Annotated in this window: 20 protein-coding genes; 12 read left to right on the top strand and 8 right to left on the bottom strand. The window is 38.2% G+C overall.

Features of this window, described 5'->3' with window-relative positions; translation table 11 throughout:
* Positions 1-261 precede the first annotated feature (261 nt).
* Both ACQ2HF_RS15090 and ACQ2HF_RS15085 read left to right on the top strand, forming a co-directional pair.
* Complete coding sequence (locus ACQ2HF_RS15090; RefSeq protein ID WP_432411251.1) at positions 262-972, top strand: membrane or secreted protein; 711 nt, start codon at positions 262-264, stop codon at positions 970-972.
* Between the two features lie 28 nt (positions 973-1,000).
* Positions 1,001-1,351, top strand: a complete 351-nt coding sequence (locus ACQ2HF_RS15085; RefSeq protein WP_432411250.1) for a hypothetical protein — start codon at positions 1,001-1,003, stop codon at positions 1,349-1,351.
* Between the two features lie 49 nt (positions 1,352-1,400).
* Here ACQ2HF_RS15085 and ACQ2HF_RS15080 read toward each other — a convergent pair whose 3' ends face one another.
* Positions 1,401-3,893, bottom strand: coding sequence for a M14 family metallopeptidase (locus tag ACQ2HF_RS15080; protein WP_432411249.1), 2,493 nt, complete (start codon positions 3,891-3,893; stop codon positions 1,401-1,403).
* A gap of 170 nt (positions 3,894-4,063) precedes the next feature.
* Here ACQ2HF_RS15080 and bshC point away from each other — a divergent pair, with 170 nt between their 5' ends.
* Positions 4,064-5,659: a bacillithiol biosynthesis cysteine-adding enzyme BshC gene (gene bshC, locus ACQ2HF_RS15075; RefSeq protein ID WP_432411248.1), complete on the top strand. Its 1,596-nt coding sequence runs from the start codon at positions 4,064-4,066 to the stop codon at positions 5,657-5,659.
* 39 nt (positions 5,660-5,698) lie between these two features.
* Here bshC and ACQ2HF_RS15070 read toward each other — a convergent pair whose 3' ends face one another.
* From ACQ2HF_RS15070 to ACQ2HF_RS15055, 4 genes are read right to left on the bottom strand one after another with little or no spacing between them, the layout of a single operon-like run.
* Positions 5,699-5,992 (bottom strand): chaperone modulator CbpM, encoded by a 294-nt coding sequence (locus tag ACQ2HF_RS15070; protein WP_432411247.1) that lies wholly within the window; start codon positions 5,990-5,992, stop codon positions 5,699-5,701.
* Complete coding sequence (locus tag ACQ2HF_RS15065) at positions 5,989-6,888, bottom strand: DnaJ C-terminal domain-containing protein (protein WP_432411246.1); 900 nt, start codon at positions 6,886-6,888, stop codon at positions 5,989-5,991. Before ACQ2HF_RS15065 ends, ACQ2HF_RS15070 begins: the two co-directional genes overlap by 4 nt.
* An 8-nt stretch (positions 6,889-6,896) precedes the next feature.
* Positions 6,897-7,937, bottom strand: a complete 1,041-nt coding sequence (locus tag ACQ2HF_RS15060; protein WP_432411245.1) for a glutathione synthetase — start codon at positions 7,935-7,937, stop codon at positions 6,897-6,899.
* 15 nt (positions 7,938-7,952) lie between these two features.
* Positions 7,953-9,776 carry a flavohemoglobin expression-modulating QEGLA motif protein gene (locus tag ACQ2HF_RS15055; RefSeq protein ID WP_432411244.1) on the bottom strand — a complete coding sequence of 608 codons (1,824 nt, stop codon included), beginning with the start codon at positions 9,774-9,776 and terminating at the stop codon, positions 7,953-7,955.
* Between the two features lie 276 nt (positions 9,777-10,052).
* On the opposite strand from ACQ2HF_RS15055, the gene guaA reads away from it, so the two are divergent.
* The 5 genes from guaA to ACQ2HF_RS15030 all read left to right on the top strand — a co-directional run bounded on the left by guaA (position 10,053) and on the right by ACQ2HF_RS15030 (position 14,806).
* The gene (gene guaA, locus ACQ2HF_RS15050) at positions 10,053-11,582 is read left to right on the top strand and encodes a glutamine-hydrolyzing GMP synthase (protein ID WP_432413106.1); all 1,530 of its coding nucleotides are present in this window, start codon (positions 10,053-10,055) and stop codon (positions 11,580-11,582) included.
* A gap of 98 nt (positions 11,583-11,680) precedes the next feature.
* A complete protein-coding gene (locus tag ACQ2HF_RS15045; protein WP_432411243.1) occupies positions 11,681-13,591 on the top strand; it encodes a LysM peptidoglycan-binding domain-containing protein in 1,911 nt (636 codons plus the stop codon).
* The gene (locus ACQ2HF_RS15040; protein WP_432411242.1) at positions 13,588-13,992 is read left to right on the top strand and encodes an OsmC family protein; all 405 of its coding nucleotides are present in this window, start codon (positions 13,588-13,590) and stop codon (positions 13,990-13,992) included. The genes ACQ2HF_RS15045 and ACQ2HF_RS15040 overlap by 4 nt, the downstream gene beginning before the upstream one ends.
* Before the next feature lie 48 nt (positions 13,993-14,040).
* The gene (locus tag ACQ2HF_RS15035) at positions 14,041-14,577 is read left to right on the top strand and encodes a DUF922 domain-containing protein (protein WP_432411241.1); all 537 of its coding nucleotides are present in this window, start codon (positions 14,041-14,043) and stop codon (positions 14,575-14,577) included.
* On the top strand, positions 14,558-14,806 hold the full coding sequence (locus tag ACQ2HF_RS15030; RefSeq protein ID WP_432411240.1) for a DUF3820 family protein: 249 nt from the start codon (positions 14,558-14,560) through the stop codon (positions 14,804-14,806). The genes ACQ2HF_RS15035 and ACQ2HF_RS15030 overlap by 20 nt, the downstream gene beginning before the upstream one ends.
* A 78-nt stretch (positions 14,807-14,884) precedes the next feature.
* On the opposite strand, the gene ACQ2HF_RS15025 is transcribed toward ACQ2HF_RS15030, so the two are convergent.
* The 3 genes from ACQ2HF_RS15025 to ACQ2HF_RS15015 form a co-directional block, all read right to left on the bottom strand.
* A complete protein-coding gene (locus ACQ2HF_RS15025; RefSeq protein WP_432411239.1) occupies positions 14,885-15,289 on the bottom strand; it encodes a GlcG/HbpS family heme-binding protein in 405 nt (134 codons plus the stop codon).
* A gap of 64 nt (positions 15,290-15,353) precedes the next feature.
* Entirely contained in the window at positions 15,354-15,647 is a 294-nt protein-coding gene (locus ACQ2HF_RS15020; RefSeq protein WP_432411238.1) for a putative quinol monooxygenase, read from the bottom strand.
* A gap of 142 nt (positions 15,648-15,789) precedes the next feature.
* Positions 15,790-16,239, bottom strand: a complete 450-nt coding sequence (locus ACQ2HF_RS15015) for a YhcH/YjgK/YiaL family protein (protein WP_432411237.1) — start codon at positions 16,237-16,239, stop codon at positions 15,790-15,792.
* Positions 16,240-16,383: 144 nt separating this feature from the next.
* Here ACQ2HF_RS15015 and ACQ2HF_RS15010 point away from each other — a divergent pair, with 144 nt between their 5' ends.
* From ACQ2HF_RS15010 to mnmA, 4 genes are all read left to right on the top strand, one after another.
* Entirely contained in the window at positions 16,384-18,000 is a 1,617-nt protein-coding gene (locus ACQ2HF_RS15010; protein WP_432411236.1) for a CTP synthase, read from the top strand.
* A gap of 138 nt (positions 18,001-18,138) precedes the next feature.
* A complete protein-coding gene (yidC, locus tag ACQ2HF_RS15005; protein ID WP_432411235.1) occupies positions 18,139-20,013 on the top strand; it encodes a membrane protein insertase YidC in 1,875 nt (624 codons plus the stop codon).
* Between the two features lie 160 nt (positions 20,014-20,173).
* Positions 20,174-20,863, top strand: a complete 690-nt coding sequence (locus ACQ2HF_RS15000; protein ID WP_432411234.1) for a toxin-antitoxin system YwqK family antitoxin — start codon at positions 20,174-20,176, stop codon at positions 20,861-20,863.
* Positions 20,864-20,950: 87 nt separating this feature from the next.
* Positions 20,951-22,141: a tRNA 2-thiouridine(34) synthase MnmA gene (gene mnmA, locus ACQ2HF_RS14995; RefSeq protein ID WP_432411233.1), complete on the top strand. Its 1,191-nt coding sequence runs from the start codon at positions 20,951-20,953 to the stop codon at positions 22,139-22,141.
* Positions 22,142-22,155 lie beyond the last annotated feature (14 nt).

The following is a 22,155-nucleotide window of genomic DNA, read 5'->3' as shown; positions in this document are numbered from 1 at the left end:
GAGTCTTGTAAGGTTAAAATAATGTGCTTGCAAATACACAGCGCACAAGGATCTATTTAAATAAAGCCCTGGACTTATGTGTAATACTCGTGTAAAAAGGCCATTGCTTCACTATCCTTATCTGGTATTTCCTCAAGCTATACATCCAAGAAATTTTAAGTATATTAGTCAAAAGGTTTTGTAAATGAACCTCTTAAAAAGTCGTTCATCATAGAAAATCATTTGAATGCGTTAGGATAATCAAGACTAAAATTTGAAGTTATGAGAAAAATAATTATTATACTTATTTGCACAAGTATTTCATTTGGAATGAAAGCGCAGACTGTTATTGGAGCGTGGGAAACTTTTACAACTTCTGAAAATGGAGATAGCCTTAGAAGCGTCGTTATTTTTGCAGATGGCTATCAAGTGTTAACGACATACGATGCAACTACTGGAAAATTTATTAACTCCAATGGGGGTACATGGAAATTAGAAGGAGATCTTATGACAGAAAAAGTAGAATTTGACACAGATAATTCTGAACGCGTGGGAACTGAGGTAGCTTTTAAGGTTATTACTACAGATAGTGTACTTGAAATTGTAGGCAGTGACATGAAATTAAACAGAATAGACACAGGTATCCCAGGAAAGCTACAAGGCGCATGGCTAATGTCTGGCAGAATTAGAGAAGGCAAAACGCAAGCTCGTGATACAAATGGACCCAGAAAAACGATGAAAATTTTATCGGGAACTCGGTTTCAATGGATAGCGTATAATACAGAAACAAAAGAATTTATGGGAACTGGTGGAGGAACATATACTACGGTAGCTGGTGAATATACAGAGAATATAGAATTCTTTTCAAGAGACGACTCCAAAACCGGACGGAGTTTAAAATTTGATTATGAACTTATTGATGGCGCGTGGCATCACTCAGGCTTATCGAGTAAAGGAGATCCAATCCATGAAATATGGAGTAGCAGAGAATAAATGAAGAAAGGGTGGAATCTACTATACCATGACACCCGTGGCGTATAGGCAGCAAGGAATATTTTTAGAGGTCCTAAAACAAAAGACAATTTCGGAATACCTGGTTAGTTCAGTAAAGCAATTTGAAAACACTTCCATCGAAATCCCCTCAGATTTGGGCCTATTTATGCTGGAAACACTGTTAAGTTTAAAAAATGATTTAAATGCTATCGGGTTTGGTACTTCCCCTGTTGAAATAAAACCTGCCTATAAAAATCCGGTAGCACTAGAGAACAATGCAACGCAGTATGTTCTTTTTGTAAATTCCTACTCGAAATTTTACCGTTTTGGTGTTAAAAACGTAAACTTAAGTATACCCCTTCAACAGCTTGCACATTAACCTTCATAGGCATCAGGGCAAGCTGTTTCTTTGTTTTATAGTACGTCCTCTATAATGTAAATTTATTATTGTTTACAAAAAATATAGAATTCACAAAAAACAGTTTTCCATTTTCCCAGAAACTTCTAAACAATACGTCATCTACCATATAGATAATACTACCACTACCCATTCTGGCTTCTCCAAACACGAGTGAATTGGTGAGTTTGTTTTTGGCGTCGTCTCCAGAAAATCCAGAAACTGAAGTTGGCGTTTCAATATACCCAACGTTATAGCCATTTTCTAAAAATGAGAAAGAAGAACTTCCTAGTTTTAAACTGTAGTACGCGTCACCATATCCAAAAGCCATGGGATGGCTTGGATCTATTTTTATTTTGTAAATGCTTCCTGTTATTAAATCTTTTACACTGGAGCGTTCGCGTTGGTCGTAAGGAGTTAGATTTCCTTTGTTTTCTTTTTTGTCATCCTGGTCAACGCCTTTTTCTTCGTCTGCCTTGTTACTCTTAAGATCGAAACCATCTTTACCTGCAAAAGTGTTCATGGCACTACCTATAGCGATAATCTTTCCGCCACGCTGTATCCAAGTTTTTAGATCGTTCATCGTGTCATCCTTTAAACTGGAATACCAACCGTTTGGCATCACCAATACATCAAAACTGCTTAGTGTAGACACTCTAAAATCGTCCGTGTCAATAGATGTCACAGGATAGTGTAATTGTTGTTCGAAGAAATGCCAAATAGCACCATAATTTAAAGATGAAACGCCATTACCACGTAACATAGCAATACGCTGTTTGTTAATTAACTTAACGTCTGGAGATCCAAAATCGGTACGGGTATCACCAAAACTAGTGTTTGAAGCGTATAATTGACGGTTATGTTTGTTGGCAATTTCAACTATTGTATTGTTGAAGTTTTCGTTGGTTCGGTTGTCGCTTTTGGTGATGACCAAACTTCCTTTGCCAAAGTCTTTTCCGCCAAATTTTAAATCTTTTTCAGTAAAACGAACACGAATATCTTCTTGTAATAATTCGGCTAAAAATTGCGCATCGTACATACTACCCCAGGAAACCAGATATCCGGCCGCATTGGGAGAGGCTACATTATTTACAGTGTATGCAGACAGTTCTTTATCTGTGCTAATGAGACCTGTAGTCGCAACGGCTTCCAATCCGTAGGCATGTGGGATACTCCAGGCTGTGATGTCGTAGGTTAACGGTTCGGTTAATACGGCATCCGGCTCCATCAATACTTTCACCATTTTTCCTTTTGGTTGGTTCGTACTTACCACCAAGGCATTGGTAGCTGTTAGGGAACCATTTTTATGATCACTGTAATTAAAACCGTTTACGGTTCCGCTACTTTTTATTCCGTATTTGATGTTGTGTTTGTCAAGCAATTCTCCCAGCGCCTGTAGCTTATCGGGATGCCCTTTTAGGACATAACTTTTGTATTTGAGATCATCGTTTTGGAAGAATTTTTTAAATTCGGTATTCAGTTTTGCTGCATTTTTACTTCCCATTTCCACTGTAGATAATCCAGTGGTGGTATGGTGAGCTACACGATCTACCAAAGTAAGTTCAAAACCTTCGTCGGTATTAATTCCTAATCCGGCTCTCCCATGACCCGCTTGTTCGTAGGTCATTCCAATAGCGCCCATAAAAGTAGGGTAGGTATCGCCATAACTTGGATATAGCAAATCGAAACGCTCCCGGGTAAAAAACAACCAGCCTTCTGCATCAAAATACTTGGCGTGGTTTTTACCAACTTCTGTCTGAAACTCCCGCTGAAACGGACTAATAATCTCATGAAAAGGCTCTGCAGCGGGTGCAAAATAGTAGGGCTCATTAATACCCTGTTCATGAAAATCTACATGAATATGTGGCATCCATTGGTTGTAAATCTTCAGGCGTTGCTGTGTTTCTACTTGTGTTGCCCACGCCCAGTCACGGTTTAAGTCGAACAAATAATGATTTGGTCTTCCACCTGGCCAGGGTTCGTTGTGTTCGTACGCAGCTTGCTTTGCGTTGTAAGGTGTAGCTTTTGCCTGGTTATACCAGTTAGCATAGCGATCGCGCCCGTCTGGGTTTACGCAAGGATCAATAATTACTACAGTGTTTTGTAGCCATGCCTGTTTTTCGGTAATGAGTGTGTAGAGCGTGCTCATGGCAGCTTCAGTACTGGAGGCTTCATTTCCGTGAACGTTATAACTTAACCAGACAATAGCGGTTTGCGGACTTGCACTGCCATTTTCCAATCCAGCATTTATTAAGTTATCTTTTCTTATTTGCTCAATATTCGCAATGTTTTGTTCTGTTGAAATTACTGCGTATGTTAAAGGTCTGCGTTCATTCGTTTTTCCGTAGGTATCGTATGTCACCATACTACTATTAGCAGCTACGTGCTCAAAATAACGTACCACGTCTGCGTGACGTGAAAATTCTGTTCCCACTTCGTAGCCTAAAAATTCGGCTGGAGATTTCAGTTGTGCACTAAGGGTTATGGAAATAAAAAGGAAAGCGAGCGTAAGGTGTTTAATCATTCTGAAGTTTTTATTAAAAAGGAATGCTAAGATACTAGAAATTCCATATTTGTTTCGACTTGAAAGAAATTTTAAGAAATTTAATCGACTTAAAGTTCTCACAAATTCTCAATTCTAAATTATGTATTCTCAATTATCCTGTATTTTTGAACAAACCTTCTGAAAACTCTATGTCAAAATCTACGCTTCCGTATTCTGAAACTGGCTATTTTTCTAAGTTGATGAACGACTATTTGGAAAAAAATCCCGAGCTGAACAATTTTTACAAAAGGTTTCCTACACTCGAAAATTTTAAACCCGACATATCGACTCCGCTCAGTGTACGGACGAAGGAACACCGAAAGGTGTTGGTACAGCAACTTGAAAAACAATATGAAGGTTTTAATATTTCCGAAGCCACATTACATAATATTAGATCACTTGCCAAAGAAACTACCTTTACTATAACCACAGGGCACCAACTAAACCTTTTTACAGGGCCTTTGTATTTTTTATACAAGATATTTTCAGTCATTAATCTTTCCGAACAACTGAATGCCGAGTATCCAGACAATCATTTTGTACCCGTGTATTGGATGGCAACCGAGGATCACGATTTTGATGAAATAAATTATTTCAATTTTAAAGGAAAAAAAATCGTTTGGGAACGCCCAGACGGAGGCGCAGTAGGTGAGTTTTCTACGGAAGGACTCGCTGAGGTTGCCAAAGAAACTGCAAAAGCTTTCGGCGAAAACGAAAACGGAAAACGTTTGCAACGATTATTTTCTGAAGCATACACCCATCACGAAAATCTCGCAGATGCCACACGGTATTTAGGTAATGAATTGTTCAAGGAATACGGATTGGTAATTATTGACGGAAACGATGCTGCACTTAAAAAGCTGTTTGTCCCTTTTGCCGAAAAAGAACTCTCTGAAAATTTATCTCATAAAAAAGTAACAGAAACTACCAAAAAATTATTAGAATTAGGGTATGGCGAGCAAGTGCATCCAAGGGAAATCAATCTTTTTTATTTGGCTGAAGGTGTCCGGGAACGCATTGTGGAAGTAGAAGGAAAGTTTTATGTAAACGAAACAGACCTAGTTTTTACTAAGGACGAAATCTTTAAAGAACTAAACGATCACCCCGAACGTTTTTCACCCAATGCTTTATTGCGCCCGTTGTATCAGGAAGTTATTTTGCCGAATTTATGTTACGTTGGCGGTGGCGGTGAATTGGCGTATTGGTTTCAGTTAAAAGACTATTTTGAAGCAGTAGAGGTTCCTTTTCCAATCCTAGTATTGCGAAACTCTGTAGTATTAGTTCCCGCAACACTTTCAGCAAAACTGGAGAAATTAGAAGTTTCGGTAAAAGAATTATTTCAGAAGCAAACCCATTTAAGAACGAACTTCACCCATAAGATTTCAGAAATTAAAATTGATTTTTCGAAACAGCGAGCGCATCTTCAGCAACAATTTAAAGATTTGTATACCGTGGCTAGAAAAACAGATGCTTCCTTTGTGGGAGCCGTGGGAGCACAGGAAAAGAAACAATTAAACGGATTGGATACGCTGGAAAAACGATTGTTAAAAGCGCAAAAAAGAAAATTGGCAGACCAATTAGAGCGTCTCACAGCGATTCAAGACCAGCTCTTTCCACAACAAAGTTTGCAAGAGCGTACTACTAATTTTTCTGAATACTATCTGCCATACGGAGATGCTTTACTCAAGACGTTAAAAAATGAGCTAGATCCTTTGCAATTGGAATTTACAATTTTGGAAGTATAGTTTTGATTGGATTTTTGGGGGTAACACTTCCAGGGGAATTTATTCTTTATACAGATGCAATTGGCTTTGTAGGGAGTTCATTTCAGCTTGAAGGCTGTCAATTTTCTCCAAAAGATTCAGTATAATATCTATGCCTTCAGGATTTACATTTAACTCTTGGTGGAGCCTAATAATTTTATCTACCTGATGAATGTTTTCTAAATGTATACATGGTTCTTTTTGTACCGTTACAATGTGCACCAAACCTGTTTCATGCAGTTGGTTAAACCATTGTGTTGTTACTTCGTACTGAGTGCAAAGGTGCGTTACCGTGATGTATTCTTTCGTTTTCATGACGTGTGTAGTTTTGCAAGTTCTTCAAATAATTCCTTTTCTTTTTCTGAAAGTTTTTCAGGAATAGACACCAGATAGGTTATATAAAAATCTCCAAAACTATCTTCTTTCTTGTATTTAGGGAATCCTTTTCCTTTCAGTTTCACCTTAGTGTTGTTTTGAGTTCCTGGTTTTACTTTCAGTTTTACTTTGCTTTTAAAAGCGTCTACAGTAATATCTCCGCCTAATACGGCTGTATATAAATCTAAATGAACCGTGTGGTGTAAATCGCTTTTATCTTTTTTAAACTGCGTATTGTTATGAATCCTGAAAGTAATATACAAATCACCTTTAGGCCCACCGCCGGCACCTTCACCACCGTACCCTTTAATTTTAATAGTTTGTCCATCTTCCACACCTGCTGGAATGGTGAGGCGTATGTTTTTGCCATTAACCGTGAGTGTTTGTTTTTGGGATGTATAGACATCGGTTAAATTAATTTGCAGGCTGGCGTTAAAATCCTGTCCTTTGTATTGAGCCGAGCGTCTCTGACCACCGCGACCGCCGCCGCCAAACATAGATTCAAAAAAATCTGAATATCCCGAAGCATCGCCGTCAAAACCACCAAAATCCTGTTGTTGAGCGTGTCGTTGGTATTGCTGCTGTTTATTGGCACGATCAATATCGTCTGCGTGTTTCCAATCTTTCCCGTGTTTGTCGTACTTTTTACGGTTTTCGGGATTGCTTAATACTTCATTCGCTTCGTTTACCTCCTGAAATTTATGTTGTGCTTCCGGGTCGTTCGGGTTTACGTCGGGATGGTATTTTCTAGCCTGTTTGCGATAGGCTTTTTTAATATCCTGTTCCGTAGCGTTTTTAGGAATATCTAATACTTTGTAATAATCTATAAATGCCATGTTTTTGTTTATAAAGTAGCCAGACGACTATTAAAGAGGTAATCTTCATACGTATTGTTGTAATATACTTTTTTCTCTATGGCTTTTACAACCACTGTGGAAAAATCGGCTTCGTACATATGTCCCATCACGTTTAGACCCCCAGGGCTAAATACATTAATCTCCATAAGTTTATCGCCAACAATATCAATTCCTACCAGAAACATGCCATCTTGCACTAATTTTGGACGAACAATATCGGCCAGTTTCATGATTTGGTCGGTCATTTTTACTTTTTCCGGTCGCCCCCCTGCGTGTATGTTGCTTCGTATGTCTCCTTTAGCATTTACACGTTGCATCATTGCATATTTGCCATCTATTTCCAGAGGTTTTCCATTCATCAAGAATAATCTGGTGTCTCCATTTTTAGCTTCGGGTAAATATTCCTGTGCGATTACATAGCCATCGCGACAAATAGCATCTATGGTTTGGGTAAGGTTGTGTTCGTTTTTCTTATCCATCATAAATACATTTGTTCCACCTGATCCCTGGAGAGGTTTAAGAATCATTTTATGCTTTTGCTCTTTAAAGAACTCCCGTATTTCTTGATGATCTCTGGAAATAATGGTTTTTGGGCGTAATATTTCAGGAAAATGTTGGAAATACATTTTGTTCACGGCACTTGCCAATGTTTTTGGGTGATTCAATACAATCACATTGTCTCTTGTAGCAATTTCCCCGAAGATAAAGGCTGCATTTTGTGCCCATTCGCGCTCTCCAATCTCATCGCTTGGATCATTCCGAAGAAATAGAACGTCCAGATCTTTAGAGGTAATTCTCGTAAATTCCTCCTTTTGAACAGCCTTAAAATACGTTTCCTGGGTTTTAAATGTCTTTCCCGAAACACTTTTACAACGGGCAGAAAGATGGCCGTCACTGGCGTAAGCCAATTCGCCCACACCTATAAAAAACACTTCGTGATCTCGTTTGTAGGCGGCATATCCTAAAGCTGGGGTGGTATAATTGGGCTTTTCGGTAGCGTGGTCGTTTATAATAAAGGCTATTTTCATAATTAGGTTTGTTGTTTAGTTGAGTAATTCTGTAAGTTGTATTCCGTTTCGTAGTTTTTGCAATCGTTCTTTTACGCTCTCTCGTTCCAGAAATCTAGGGAGTTCGGGTTTTCTTAATACGTTTCTGTGTAATAATTCTTCAATAAGCGGCACGTGGTTGGTGTTAAATTTCCCGGCATATAAGGTTTCTAATTTCCCGCCTTTTTTAATATAATCCAGTACATTCATCAATCCAGCGAGATAAACGGCGTCTTTTGTGAGTCCGCCACCACGGTAAATACGCATGGTAATATAGTAGGCTGTTTTAGAAGGAAAATTATGTTCTTGATTTAGCAACTTGAAAGTTTCAATAAAAGAAGCCCCCATTACCAAACTATGCGCGGCCAAAACTCTTCCCGCAAGTAATCGCAACCTATTAATTGTTAATCCGCCCACTAGGTATTCAGCAAGCACGGCTAGTCCTTCCTGTAATTGATCATACCCAGCAAAGCCAGCGTACATTTGTTTAATGGGTTGTCTTTTTCCATTGCAATACGTGAGAATGTGTGTAGCAACCTCGTGCTGAATAAGAGCGTCACAACGATTGGAGTCCATAGAAAGTTGATCGCTAATAAGCAATTTGGTCTCTGAAACCATAATCCCTGCTACATCTTTTCGTATCTCTAAACAAAGTGTCAACTTCGGAAATTTTTCCTGATAGTAATCAATTTCTTTTTGAGCGTGTTCGGCAAAATCGTGACAGTTAAACTTTTCAATTTCTGAAGGATTGTCACCTTCGGGAAAGGCTGTTAAGATATCCCGAGCTCCTACGAGCACTTCTTCTTTAATGGCGCCATATAAACTTTCGCCAATAAACCGAAAACTGTCTGTTTCACGTTCTTCCAGCATAGTGAGCTGTTTTTCAATTTCAAGACGTTTGTCCCGTAAAATATAGGCTAGGGTAGGATCGTCTACTTTCTCTAGCGGAATGTCATACAATTTCCGTTTTTGCTGTTCGGGATCCAGGGCAACTAGTCTGTAATTAAAAGAAGGTTTTTTAGTAAAATTAGATTTTTGAAAATTCTCCCATTCCTGAGAGCTGTTTACGGGTGTGGTTCGCATTAAAAAAGACATGCCTTCGCTAATATCGGCCAAGGTATCATCTGCTTCCATCGTAATTCTGTCCAGATTGGTTTTACCCAGCATTAAATAATGCGCAAACGGATTGGAAGTCTGCACCCGTATAAATTCGTACACTGCACGCTTGATGACTTCAGAAAAATGACTAGCAAACTTTCGGTAAAAGATGGAGAACATTTGGTTCTCTTCGGGTCTTTGGTAGATGGTTGGGACGGCTAATCCAATAATTAAACTCCCCGTTTCTTTGGTTTGTTCTAGGTTCAGTAACGGATGTAAGCCATCCGGATGTCTCTGCTGTGTATCTGAAACTACTGCTGAGACTTCAGGATAAAGCAATCGCATTTCGTTAATACCATCTTTTAAGGCTTTAATAGTTGCTGGTGCTTTACCTTCTGGGCAGGAAATTTCAAATTCGGCATCGTGATTCTTTCGTACGGGCCACATTTCAAGAATAAGAAAAGAATTCAATTTTTTAGAAACTGAAGCTGCCAGTATTTCGATTAATTCTGAAATGTTCACCGTATCCTTTACAATTAAATAAGACGCTTGAGTTTTCAGTAAACCTGAAAAATATAAATCGGGTTTTTTGTAGCGATACACGCAGATATACGGCAATACTTTATCAATATGAAGCATACCACCTTCGGGTAAAGCTTCATTTATGGGAAGTTCATTTTCTAGATTCTCGCTTAGGGTACGTAACAATTCCTGGTCTATCATATACCGTTAAAATTACTCAAAAAATGATTGAATGAATAGTTTGATAGCTGGATTAGGATTTGTTTAACGTGGGCTTCGGTACAATTCCTTTAAAATGCTAAAAGCATTTTAAAGGAATCACTCAGCCAGCTTAGATACTTAACTTCAATAAACTTATAGCTTTTAATTTTATTAGAATTATTAATGAAATGCAAGCAAAAAGGCTGCTGAGTGATTTTTCATATAAAATGCTCCGAATTTTATATGAAAAATTGTACCGAAGTAGTATTTTTGCAGATGCAAAACAACGTCCTAATCCTAGACTTCGGCTCGCAGTATACACAGCTTATTGCAAGACGTGTAAGAGAATTGAATATCTACTGCGAAATTCATCCATTCCACAAAGTACCAACAGACCTTTCCAGTTTTAAAGCAGTCATCCTTTCCGGGAGTCCACTTTCTGTGAGAGGCGAAGATGCTGCCCATCCAGACCTTTCAAATATTAAAGGAAAATTACCTTTATTGGGCGTTTGTTATGGTGCACAGTACTTGGCACATTTTAACGGTGGAAGTGTAGAACCTTCTAATTTACGTGAATACGGAAGAGCCAAACTTTCCATGATTAAAGACGGTGAGGCCTTATTTGAGAATATTCCAGAGAATACTCAAGTATGGATGAGCCATAGCGATACTATTGCTAAGCTACCTGAACATGGTGTGCGTTTGGCAAGTACTGCAGACGTTATGAACGCAGCCTACAAAATTGAAGGCGAAGAAACCTATGCCATACAATTTCATCCAGAAGTGTATCATTCTTCTCACGGCAAACAATTATTAGAAAATTTTCTGGTAAATATGGCAGGTGTAGAACAATCGTGGACACCAGCGGCTTTTGCAGAAACAACTGTCGCAGAATTAAAAACAAAAATTGGGTTAGATAAAGTGGTGTTGGGATTGAGCGGTGGTGTAGATTCTACGGTAGCTGCCGTTTTATTGCATAAGGCGATTGGTAAAAATTTGTACTGCATTTTTGTAAACAATGGCTTACTCCGTAAAAACGAATTTGACAGCGTTCTTGAGCAATACAAAGACATGGGCTTAAACGTAAAAGGAGTAGATGCTTCAGAACGTTTTTTAACGGCATTGGCTGGAAAGTCGGATCCTGAGGAAAAACGAAAAGCTATTGGCGGCACTTTTATTGAAGTTTTTGATGACGAGGCCCACGAAATAACTGGCGTAACCTATTTGGCGCAAGGAACTATTTACCCAGATGTTATTGAAAGTGTATCGGTAAACGGACCTTCGGTAACCATTAAAAGCCATCATAATGTTGGTGGATTGCCAGACTTTATGAAACTTAAAATTGTAGAACCCTTACGTATGCTTTTTAAAGACGAAGTACGACGCGTGGGAGCACAGTTAGGGATTGATAAAAAATTACTGGGGCGTCACCCATTTCCAGGCCCAGGATTAGCCATTAGGATTTTAGGAGCTATTACTCCCGAAAAAGTACGTGTACTCCAGGAAGTAGATGCGATTTTTATTGAAGGACTTCGCAAATGGGATTTATACGACAAAGTGTGGCAGGCAGGAGCCATTTTACTACCCGTGAATAGTGTGGGTGTAATGGGCGACGAGCGGACGTATGAAAAAGTTGTGGCTTTAAGAGCTGTAGAAAGCACCGATGGAATGACCGCAGATTGGGTTAATTTACCTTACGAATTCTTACAAGAAACGAGCAATCATATAATAAACCGTGTAAAAGGCGTTAATAGAGTAGTGTATGATATAAGTAGCAAACCTCCTGCAACTATTGAGTGGGAATAAGCTGTGGTACGCCACTTGCAACTTTAATCATATTTTAAGAAGAACAAACCTGCTTTATCCGTATTTTTAGGAAAAAGAAAAAAATCTTGATTCAAACATTGAAATATATCCTTTTTATTGCCGTAGCTAGCTTTATACTAGTTAGTTGCGACGCATTATCATCACCAGTACAAGAAACGTACAAAAGCCATAAAGTGGAAAAAGGCGAAACTGTTTTTAGCATTGCTAAACAATACAACACGACCCAAGAAGCAATTTATGTCCTAAATCCAGATGCCCGTGACGGGGTTAAGGTGAATACTGTATTAGTAATTCCATCGCCAGATGTGATTAGTAGTACAGATTCAGTTTCTTTTAGAACGCATAAAGTGAAGCGTAAAGAAACACTTTTCGGTATTTCCCAGCAGTACGGTGTTTCCATGGACGACATAAAAAAATACAATAAGCAGTTGTATGCACAGCAGGTTAAAAAAGGAGAAAAATTACGTATTCCGATAGTAAAAACAGGACCTTCCAAGAATAACACTACAACTTCCGAGAATTCTTCTAAAGGAAATGATAAAGGTACTTATATCGTAAAATCGAAGGAGACAAAATTTGGTATTGCAAGAATGTATGGTATTACTGTAGCCGAACTGGAAGCAATGAATCCAGGCTTAGAAGATAATTTACCAGTAGCCACAAAACTGAATGTTCCAGCCAATAAAGTTGCTTCTGAAACTGTAGATACCGAAAAATATACACTATACGAAGTACAACCGAAAGAAGGTTTTTACCGCTTAAAAGTAAAATTTGGATTGACTGAAGAAGCGATTGTAGCTTTAAATCCGTACGCTAAAGATGGGTTAAAAGAAGGCATGATTTTAAAACTTCCGAAAAAGGATGAGCTAACTTCTCTAGCAGCTATTTCAGAAGTAAACCTAGAAAGTAGACTTAGCAATAAAAGTGATAAAAAAATTGCCTTGATGCTCCCTTTTATGTTGAATAGGGCATCTGTAGATTCTGTTAGTAATAAGGAATTATTACAAAATGAACGCACGATGCGCATTGCCCTGGATTTTTATAGCGGTGCCTTAATGGCCGCAGAATTTGCGAAAGACAAAGGGATTTCAGTTACTTTAAATGTATTCGATACCGAGGCTAATGCTTTAAAAGTTGGTAGCATAATTTCAAATAATAATGTAGGCAACATGGATGCCGTTATTGGCCCGCTAAGTAGTAATAATGTGGACAAAGCATCTTCGGCGTTGAGTAGGACTAACGTTCCGGTTTTTTCACCGTTGAGCAATCGAAACATTAAGGCTGAGCGTAATGTGTTCCAAACATTACCTTCAGAAGAAATGCTGGAAAACGGAATGATACAATGGCTCAAAGAGAATAGCGCTGGAAAAAATGTAGTATTAATTTCAGATGCTAAACGAGCAAAGCAAAAAGGGAAAATTGTGGCAGCAATTCCTTCCATAAAAATAATAACACCCAGAGATAAAGGCTATTTATATATTGGCGATATAGACAAACACATGTCTCGTGGTAGTGCAGATAATTGGGTGATTGTAGAAACGGTGAATCCTGTTTTGTTAAGTAATGTGGTTACTTTACTCAATGGCATGCCAGCAGGATATAATTTAAGGATGTTTACTTTAGATAAAAACAAAGCATACGACTTCGACGATATAAGTAATATGAATTTGGCTAGGTTAGGCTTAACGTTTCCTTCAGTAAGTAAGAGTTATGCGTACGACGACAAGGTGCCGTTTTTAATTAGTTATAATAATAAATATGGGGTCTTGCCAAACAAATTTGCCGTTAGAGGTTTCGATGTAACGTATGATGTACTGTTGCGTCTTGCATCTTCGAATGATTTGTACGATGAAACCATGGGTGAGTTTGAAACCGAATACATTGAAAACAAATTTCGGTACGAGCTTCAATCTAATTCGGGGTATGCAAATAGGGCAATGTATATCTTACAATACAACAAAGAACTTCAATTTGACGTAGTAAAATGAGCACTTCCAAAGTAACATATTTAGGAAATCTGCGCACCGAATGTGAGCATTTAAAATCTGGAAGTACCTACATAACAGACGCTCCTACAGACAACAATGGTAAAGGAGAAGCGTTTTCACCAACCGATACCGTAGCGACAGGCTTAGCCAATTGTATGCTTACCGTAATGGGAATTAAGGCGCACAGCTTAGGTGTAGATTTAACAGCTAGCTCAGCGCTAGTAACCAAAACAATGGCGACAGAGCCAAGACGAATTTCTAAAATTGAAATTGTTTTTTCGTTACCAGCTAACGTTTCAGAAAAAAATCAAAAAATTCTTGAGAATACGGGTAATACCTGCCCAGTTCATCATAGTCTACATCCAGCCATTGAAAAGATAATCACTTTTAATTGGGGGTAATCTTAAGAAAACGCTCAATAAACTCTTCTAATATTCGTTACTACACTAATGAAAATTCTTGCAACTTTTTTATTTATACTTTTTTCCGTTTCTCCAGAAGGTGATGCTATAAAAATGCAATGGGACGAAAATCGCCAACTTACCTGGAAAGATTTTAGAGGCCAGCCAGATCAAGGACATAGCTATGTGGCGAGTACCAATAGTGGAGTGTCGTTTTCATTTTCGTATAAAGTGAAAAACGGAAAAATGACGATGGAATACCAAGTGCTTTGTAACTTTTATCCTGAATTATCTTGGTACAAGCCAGACTTAGTATCGCCCTATATTCTGAAACACGAGCAAACACATTTTGATATTTCTGAACTCTATGCCCGTAAACTACGCAAGGCAATGGAAGAAACTTCTTTTTCCAACTCTCCGAAAGATGAGGTGAACAAAATTTACCAAAATTTGGAAAATGCACGTAGAGAATTACAAACCAAATACGATTTTGAAACCGATCATTCCAAAAACGAACCTGTAGAAATACAATGGCGTAGGTTTATAGCTAAAGAACTGAAACAATATGAACGCTGGAAATCCTAACAGTACGTCACCGTTCCCAGATCCCAACCATCTAAAAGAACTCGCTAATTATAAAATGCCTTTTGGTAAATATAAAAACCAGCGCTTGTTATTTCTTCCCGAAACCTATTTTGTATGGTTTCAGCAAAAAGGATTTCCGCAAGGCAAGCTGGGCCGCATGATGCAGGAAATGTTCGAGATTAAAGTAAACGGTCTGGAAGGCTTGTTGAAGCCTTTAGTCGAGCGATAATAGCTATAATTTTTCTATCCCTTTTAAAAAAAAACAACGCTACAAGAGCGCTGTTTCTATTAGTTAAAAGGTAACTAATTACATTGCGTTTGCACCTGCAGTAGCTACCTCGTGATCGTTCTCTACAGAACTACCACTTACGCCAACAGCGCCAATTACCTCGCCGTCCTTATTTTTTAAAACAACGCCACCAGGGAAGCTTATGAGTCCGCCATTGGAATGTTCTATATTAAAAAGTGGTTCATTAGGTTGCGAAAGTTTACCAATCTCACCAGAGTTCATATCAAAAAAGCGAGCTGTTTTTGCTTTCTTAAGTGCGATATCGGCCGAGCCTAACCAAGCTCCGTCCATTCTCACAAATGCTACTTGGTTGGCACCTGCGTCCACTACACAAATATTCATCTTGGTGTTTAATTCTTTTGCTTTTTCTTTTGCAGCAGTAATTATATTTTCTGCAGTTTTTAAATTTATGGTATTCATCATATATTTTTAAATTGTTAAGGCGTTCCTCATTTATAGAAACGCAAAATGTAGAAATTTTAAGTTGTTATTTACTTGAAAGAATTTCAATTTTTTTAATATCCGGTGGTACAGAAAGTAACCTGTCTGCATTTGCCATCAATGCTTTAGCAATGTCACCATGTAAGTGAGCGTCGCGCCCTGCTTCAGTTTCAAAGGTGTCAAAGATTCCAAAGGTGTTGGAGTCAATCTTAAAACTATACCACGTAAGGGTTTTGTCTTCTTTGCGAGCCAATTCTACAGCCCCTTTTATAAATTCCTGTACTTCGTTTTCTTTTCCTGGTTTGGCTTTTAACGTTGCCAACAATCCTAAATTTTTCATAGTTGTATAATTTTATACTACCAAGATACCTAATTGATAATAGTGTGAATGCCTACTTCACGTAAGTTTAACTTTAGGGATGACATAGAAAAATATTGAATTTTTTGAAGTGTTTTTAAAGTGCCAATAGAGAGTATTTCTCTCAATCAATCTTGAGTTTAAAAACAACTTTCTTTAAAGGCTTAGGTGTCTCAACTACGATACACGTTTGATGGATGTCCTGCGGAAAAAATATAGCAAAAGAGCCTTCGTTTAGCGTGAAGTCTTCAGTTTCGCAGGTAAAGAATGCGTAATCTTTTTCTTTATTTACTTCGAAGGGTTGCTGATTTTTCAAGATAGCAGTGCCTATTTTTTCGGCTCCAGAAATTATATATTGGATGTCAATATAGTTGAAATGTGCTTCAGAAAAACCTTCAGATTTGGGTTTAGTTGTGTAGCTCATCACGATGGCAAAACAATCTTTACCGTCAATTTCGTAGGTGCCTTCAGCTAACTCCTGCAAGTTTTTTTCCTTTAAAAACTGAAAGGCAGCGGTGGCTTTCTTGTGTAAACCCAGATATGTAGTGCTATTTTCTAATGTGTCTAAAACCATAAAGCCAAAGTAGTGATTTTTCAGTAAAATAAATTCTAAAAACAGCAAACAAATACACTTGGAAGTTTCTGATTAAATTTCAGGATACTGTACCAATAAATACATACCTTTGCATCCCGTATAGCGAACATAGCAAAGGCATCCATGAACACTACAAAATACATCTTCGTAACGGGCGGAGTATCCTCATCTTTAGGAAAAGGAATTATAGCAGCATCGCTGGCCAAATTACTGCAGGCCAGAGGATATCGTGTGACCATTCAAAAATTAGATCCTTATATTAACGTAGATCCCGGAACTTTAAATCCGTACGAACACGGCGAATGTTATGTAACCGATGATGGGGCCGAAACCGATTTAGATTTAGGTCACTACGAACGCTTTTTGAATGTACCTACGTCACAAGCTAATAATGTAACCACAGGTCGCATTTACCAAAGCGTTATTGAAAAAGAACGTCGTGGCGAATTTTTAGGTAAAACTGTACAGGTGGTTCCCCACATTACAAACGAAATTAAAGAACGCATCCAAATCCTTGGCAAAAGCGGGGATTACGATATAGTAATTACCGAAATTGGTGGAACGGTAGGTGATATTGAGTCTTTACCTTATATTGAATCTGTTCGTCAATTAAAATGGGAATTAGGAGACGAAAATGCTTTGGTAATTCATTTAACCTTGGTGCCCTATCTTTCGGCAGCGGGAGAATTAAAGACAAAACCTACGCAACATTCGGTAAAAACATTGATGGAAAGCGGTATTAGAGCCGATATTTTAGTGTGTCGTACCGAACACGAATTAAGTGATGATTTACGTAAAAAGTTAGCGCTTTTCTGCAATGTGCAGAAAGAAGCCGTGATACAATCTATAGATGCTTCTACAATCTACGATGTCCCAAATATGATGTTGGAAGAAGGTTTGGACAAAGTGACGCTTTCAAAACTAAACATGAAAGACGATACGGAGCCCAATTTGGATCATTGGAATCAATTCCTGAAACGTCATAAAAACCCTAAAGGCAATGTAACAATTGGTCTTGTTGGTAAATATGTTGAATTACAGGATAGTTACAAATCAATATTAGAATCTTTTATACACGCCGGGGCCGAAAATGAAGTGAAGGTGAATATTGTTTCTATCCATTCTGAACATATTGACCCGATAACTATTGCGGAACAATTTCACGGACTTGATGGTATTCTAGTAGCACCAGGTTTTGGTGAGCGTGGTATTGAAGGCAAAGTGGAAGCTGTAAAATATGCGCGTGTCAATAATATTCCTTTCTTGGGAATATGCCTTGGGATGCAAATGGCTGTGATTGAATACAGCCGAAATGTCCTTGGCTTGGCAGATGCAAACTCCAGTGAAATGAGTAAACATACAGACCACCCTGTTATTAACTTAATGGAAGATCAAAAAGATATTATAAATATGGGCGGAACCATGCGTTTGGGAGCCTGGGATTGTGCGTTGGAAGATAATAGTATTGTGAGCGGTGTGTATGAAGATGATATTATTCAGGAACGCCATCGTCACCGTTATGAATACAACAATGCCTATCGCGACCAATTGGAAGCAGCTGGTTTAAGAGCCACTGGAATTAATCCAAAAACAGGCCTGGTAGAGATTATAGAAATACCTGAACATCCCTGGTTTGTAGGGGTACAATACCATCCAGAATATAAAAGCACGGTTGCGAATCCGCATCCGTTGTTTGTGGCATTTGTAAAAGCTGCACACGAACATTCAAAAATAAAATAAGACAATGTGTCGCTTTATTCAGTTAGGGCGAAGTTGTTGTAAAACGAATAAAACAATTTTGTGTTACACTAAGCTTGTCGAAGTGTCACAGCAACTCTGAAAAGATTTTAATAGATACCCGCCTGCGCGGGCACAAGTATGGAAGAAAAAAAGTTTGATAAAAATTCGCTGATTGGTTTTTTAATCATTGGAGCTATCCTTATCTGGATGCTGTATATGAACAAAGACGAACAAGCAAAAGATGAAGTTACCACAGAGCAAGTAGCCAACGAAACTACAAACCTTCAGGATTCTACCACAACCAAGCAAGTTACGCCAACCGAAATTAATACGGCAGCTGCCACAGATTCTTTAGCTGTGGAAGGCTTAAAAAACAGATTGGGTTCTTTTGCATATTCAGGAACTTTACCTTCGGCAACCGATGCGGTTACTACAGTAGAGAATGATGTTCTTATTTTAAAAGTAAGCAACAAAGGTGGGTATGTTGTAGAAGCCATGTTAAAAGAACATACTACCTTCACGGGAGAGCAAGTGTATTTAATTAAAGACGGAAACAACGATTTTAATCTTCAGTTTACTGCTGAAAATAGATTGCTCAATACTCGGGATCTCTATTTTGAACCCTCCTTAACCAAAAGTGGAGAGAACAATGTACTAACGATGCGTTTAAAATCTGGTACAGATTCTTTTATTGAATATCGCTATGCATTGATACCTGGTGAATATATGTTGGATTTCAGCATAAAATCGCAAGGATTAGAAGGTATAATGGATACGTCTTCCCCAATTTACTTAGATTGGAATTTAAAAGGATATCGTCACGCTAAGAGTATTTCTTATGAGAACCGATATTCAAGATTAACCTACGAGCACGACGATGAAGATTTCAGCAAACTAGACCCAACGGGTGAAGATGCTGAGGTAGAAAAGGATGTAAACTGGATGAATTTCCGCCAGCATTTCTTCAGCTCCATGTTACTGACAGATACACCATTTAAAGAAGTTGCTTTTTCTTCACTGGATTATGTAATAGATGAAGAAGTAGATACTGTTTTTACCAAAAAATATGGTGCTAAAATCTTATTAGAACCAAAAGGAGGATCCCTGGCCGAAAACATGAATATGTATTACGGTCCAACAGATTACCAGATATTTAATGATTACGATAGAAATCTGGATGAAGCCCTGCCATTAGGTTGGGGGATTTTCGGGATGATTAACAAATATGTTGTAATTCCTTTATTTGGTTTCTTAAGTGGTTTCTTACCAGCTGGTATTGCCATTATCATGTTAACGGTATTGATAAAACTGGCCTTATCTCCAGTGCAGTACAAACAATACCTTTCTCAGGCAAAAATGAAGGTTTTAAAGCCTGAAATTGATGAGATAAAGAAAAAACACGAAGGAAACAGCATGAAGATTCAGCAGGAAACGATGAAGCTTCAGAACGTAGCAGGAGCCAGCCCGTTGAAAGGTTGTTTGCCGGCAATACTTCAAATTCCGGTGTTCTACGCCTTGTTTACATTTTTTCCAACAGCATTCGATTTAAGACAAAAAAGTTTCTTGTGGGCTGAAGATTTATCAAGTTACGATACCATTGCAGAACTTCCGTTTACGATTCCATTTTATGGAGATCACGTAAGTTTGTTTCCAATCTTAGCCTCTATCGCTATTGGAGCGTATATGATCATGAGTACAGGACAAAGTATGCAAGCCCAACAGCAACCTGGCATGCCAAATATGAAGTTCTTAATGTATCTATCTCCTTTGTTTATGTTGGTGTTCTTTAACAACTACGCGAGTGGACTGTCTTTGTATTATCTTACATCAAACCTAATTACTATTGGTATTATGCTGGTAATTAAGAATTATATAATTGACGAAGATAAAATTCACGCGCAGATACAAGTAAAAAAGAAGACGCCGAAGAAACAAAATCGTTTTCAGAAAAAAATGTCCGATATGATGGAGCAAGCTGAAGAACAGAAAAAGACTCAGAAAAAGAAAAAGTAGTGGTGAGCTATGAGTTTGTGGGAGGTGAGCAATTATTTTGTAATTTTTCCACTCGTATTTTGTATTTTGCTCGTACTTCATTCTGGCATTCTTTTTGAAAAAGGGAGTTTGAGATTCAATAGAGTTTTGTAATCTACGTTATTCTTTAAAGCGAAATTTTATGGTACGTACCTTCATTTTTTTTATTGTTGCACTTATTTCAGCAAACATTACAGTTGCCCAAGATGTCAATAAAGTTGACGAAGCGGGAAAACGTCACGGTGTATGGAAGAAATTTTATCCCAATACCAAACAACTTCGTTACGAAGGTGAGTTTGACCATGGTAATGAGGTGGGCACTTTTAAGTTTTACTGCGAAGAGTGCGGTGACAAACCAACTACAACCAAAGATTTTAAAGCCAACAGTTCTATTGCCGATGTGAAATACTTCACCATTAAAGGGAAACTAGTAAGCGAAGGCCAAATGGAAGGTAAGGATAGAATAGGGGAGTGGTTGTACTATCAAAAGAAGTCAAAACAAGTAATGAGTAAAGAACTATACGTGGCCGGCAAGATGGATGGCGTGCAAACCACGTATTATCCTGATGGAAAAATTACTGAGGAAATAACATATATAAACGGAATTAAGCAAGGCGAAAACCGATACTATTCCCCTGAAGGTGTAGTGCTCAAAAAACTTGTTTATCACAACGATATGCTGCACGGCCCAGCCGAATATTACGATGCCAATGGCAACGTAACCATAAAAGGCTACTACAAAACCGGCAAGAAACACGGTTTGTGGCAATACTTTAAAAATGGAAAAGTAGAATTAGAAGAAACCTATCCTAAACCGCAGATAAAAAATTAATTTTTATAGAGCCGACCAATAGTGATATAGTGTTTTGGAATTCGGTTTTTGTAATTTGTTATTTTCAGACTGTATCTTTGCACTCAAATGAAAAAGAAACAACGCGTAGTAGTAGGATTGAGCGGTGGAGTAGATTCCAGTGTGGCTGCTTATTTACTCAAAGAGCAGGGATACGATGTTATTGGGCTGTTTATGAAAAACTGGCACGACGATACGGTAACCATCTCCGACGAATGCCCATGGCTAGAAGATAGTAACGATGCCATGTTAGTGGCTCAAAAGTTAGACATCCCTTTCCAGACAGTAGATTTAAGTGAGCAATATAAAGAGCGAATTGTAGATTATATGTTCCGTGAATATAAAATGGGACGTACTCCAAATCCAGATATACTTTGCAACAGAGAGATTAAATTTGATGTCTTTATGAAAATTGCACTTAGTCTAGGAGCAGATTTTGTAGCAACGGGGCATTACTGTAGAAAGTCAAGTTTTGTAGAAGAAGGGGAAACCATACATCAATTAGTAGCCGGGAAAGATCCTAACAAGGATCAATCGTATTTTTTATGTCAATTATCGCAAGAACAATTGGCGAAAACTTTATTTCCTATTGGAGAATTATTAAAGCCTGAAGTTCGTAAAATAGCAGCTGCTCAGGATTTGGTCACAGCAGAAAAGCGTGACTCTCAAGGCCTATGTTTTATTGGTAAAGTGCGTTTGCCAGAATTTTTACAACAACAATTGGCACCTAAAAAAGGCGATATTGTTGAAGTAGCTTCAGATTTTGAAGGCTACAAAAATGAAGCAATCAGTTCAGTAGAAAATGAATTGGAGGAACTTTCGGCAAAATTTCAATATAAAAAAACCGATGGAAAAGTAGTAGGGAACCATCAAGGAGCACATTATTTTACCAATGGCCAACGCAAAGGCTTGGCCGTAGGCGGACATCAAGAACCGCTTTTTGTTATTGCGACCGATGTAGAAGAAAATATTATTTATACCGGCCAGGGGAAAAATCATCCAGGATTGTATAGGCGGGGCTTATTTGTTCGTGAGGATGAACTACATTGGGTTCGTAAAGACTTACAGTTGCAAGTAGACGAAACTATGGATGTTATGGCACGTATACGATACCGACAACCTCTGGAAAGTGCTACGCTACATCGTACTAGTTCGGGGCTTTATGTTATCTTTACGAATCCGCAGTCTGCCATTACCGAAGGACAGTTTGTAGCCTGGTATAAAAACGAAGAATTATTGGGCAGCGGTGTGATTTCCTAAAAAAAGAAATAACA

The sequence above is a fragment of the Rasiella sp. SM2506 genome (genome assembly GCF_050859505.1).
In the GTDB taxonomy this organism is placed as follows: Bacteria; Bacteroidota; Bacteroidia; order Flavobacteriales; family Flavobacteriaceae; genus Marinirhabdus.
This window is presented reverse-complemented; position numbering and strand designations above follow the sequence as displayed.

What these genes read in the sequence shown, in the direction of transcription:
- ACQ2HF_RS15090 (WP_432411251.1), top strand. Translation starts at nt 262, where the DNA reads ATGAGAAAAATAATTATTATACTTATTTGCACAAGTATTTCATTTGGA.
- ACQ2HF_RS15085 (WP_432411250.1), top strand. Translation starts at nt 1,001, where the DNA reads ATGACACCCGTGGCGTATAGGCAGCAAGGAATATTTTTAGAGGTCCTA.
- ACQ2HF_RS15080 (WP_432411249.1), bottom strand. Translation starts at nt 3,893, where the DNA reads ATGATTAAACACCTTACGCTCGCTTTCCTTTTTATTTCCATAACCCTT.
- bshC (WP_432411248.1), top strand. Translation starts at nt 4,064, where the DNA reads ATGTCAAAATCTACGCTTCCGTATTCTGAAACTGGCTATTTTTCTAAG.
- ACQ2HF_RS15070 (WP_432411247.1), bottom strand. Translation starts at nt 5,992, where the DNA reads ATGAAAACGAAAGAATACATCACGGTAACGCACCTTTGCACTCAGTAC.
- ACQ2HF_RS15065 (WP_432411246.1), bottom strand. Translation starts at nt 6,888, where the DNA reads ATGGCATTTATAGATTATTACAAAGTATTAGATATTCCTAAAAACGCT.
- ACQ2HF_RS15060 (WP_432411245.1), bottom strand. Translation starts at nt 7,937, where the DNA reads ATGAAAATAGCCTTTATTATAAACGACCACGCTACCGAAAAGCCCAAT.
- ACQ2HF_RS15055 (WP_432411244.1), bottom strand. Translation starts at nt 9,776, where the DNA reads ATGATAGACCAGGAATTGTTACGTACCCTAAGCGAGAATCTAGAAAAT.
- guaA (WP_432413106.1), top strand. Translation starts at nt 10,053, where the DNA reads ATGCAAAACAACGTCCTAATCCTAGACTTCGGCTCGCAGTATACACAG.
- ACQ2HF_RS15040 (WP_432411242.1), top strand. Translation starts at nt 13,588, where the DNA reads ATGAGCACTTCCAAAGTAACATATTTAGGAAATCTGCGCACCGAATGT.
- ACQ2HF_RS15035 (WP_432411241.1), top strand. Translation starts at nt 14,041, where the DNA reads ATGAAAATTCTTGCAACTTTTTTATTTATACTTTTTTCCGTTTCTCCA.
- ACQ2HF_RS15030 (WP_432411240.1), top strand. Translation starts at nt 14,558, where the DNA reads ATGAACGCTGGAAATCCTAACAGTACGTCACCGTTCCCAGATCCCAAC.
- ACQ2HF_RS15025 (WP_432411239.1), bottom strand. Translation starts at nt 15,289, where the DNA reads ATGATGAATACCATAAATTTAAAAACTGCAGAAAATATAATTACTGCT.
- ACQ2HF_RS15020 (WP_432411238.1), bottom strand. Translation starts at nt 15,647, where the DNA reads ATGAAAAATTTAGGATTGTTGGCAACGTTAAAAGCCAAACCAGGAAAA.
- ACQ2HF_RS15015 (WP_432411237.1), bottom strand. Translation starts at nt 16,239, where the DNA reads ATGGTTTTAGACACATTAGAAAATAGCACTACATATCTGGGTTTACAC.
- ACQ2HF_RS15010 (WP_432411236.1), top strand. Translation starts at nt 16,384, where the DNA reads ATGAACACTACAAAATACATCTTCGTAACGGGCGGAGTATCCTCATCT.
- yidC (WP_432411235.1), top strand. Translation starts at nt 18,139, where the DNA reads ATGGAAGAAAAAAAGTTTGATAAAAATTCGCTGATTGGTTTTTTAATC.
- ACQ2HF_RS15000 (WP_432411234.1), top strand. Translation starts at nt 20,174, where the DNA reads ATGGTACGTACCTTCATTTTTTTTATTGTTGCACTTATTTCAGCAAAC.
- mnmA (WP_432411233.1), top strand. Translation starts at nt 20,951, where the DNA reads ATGAAAAAGAAACAACGCGTAGTAGTAGGATTGAGCGGTGGAGTAGAT.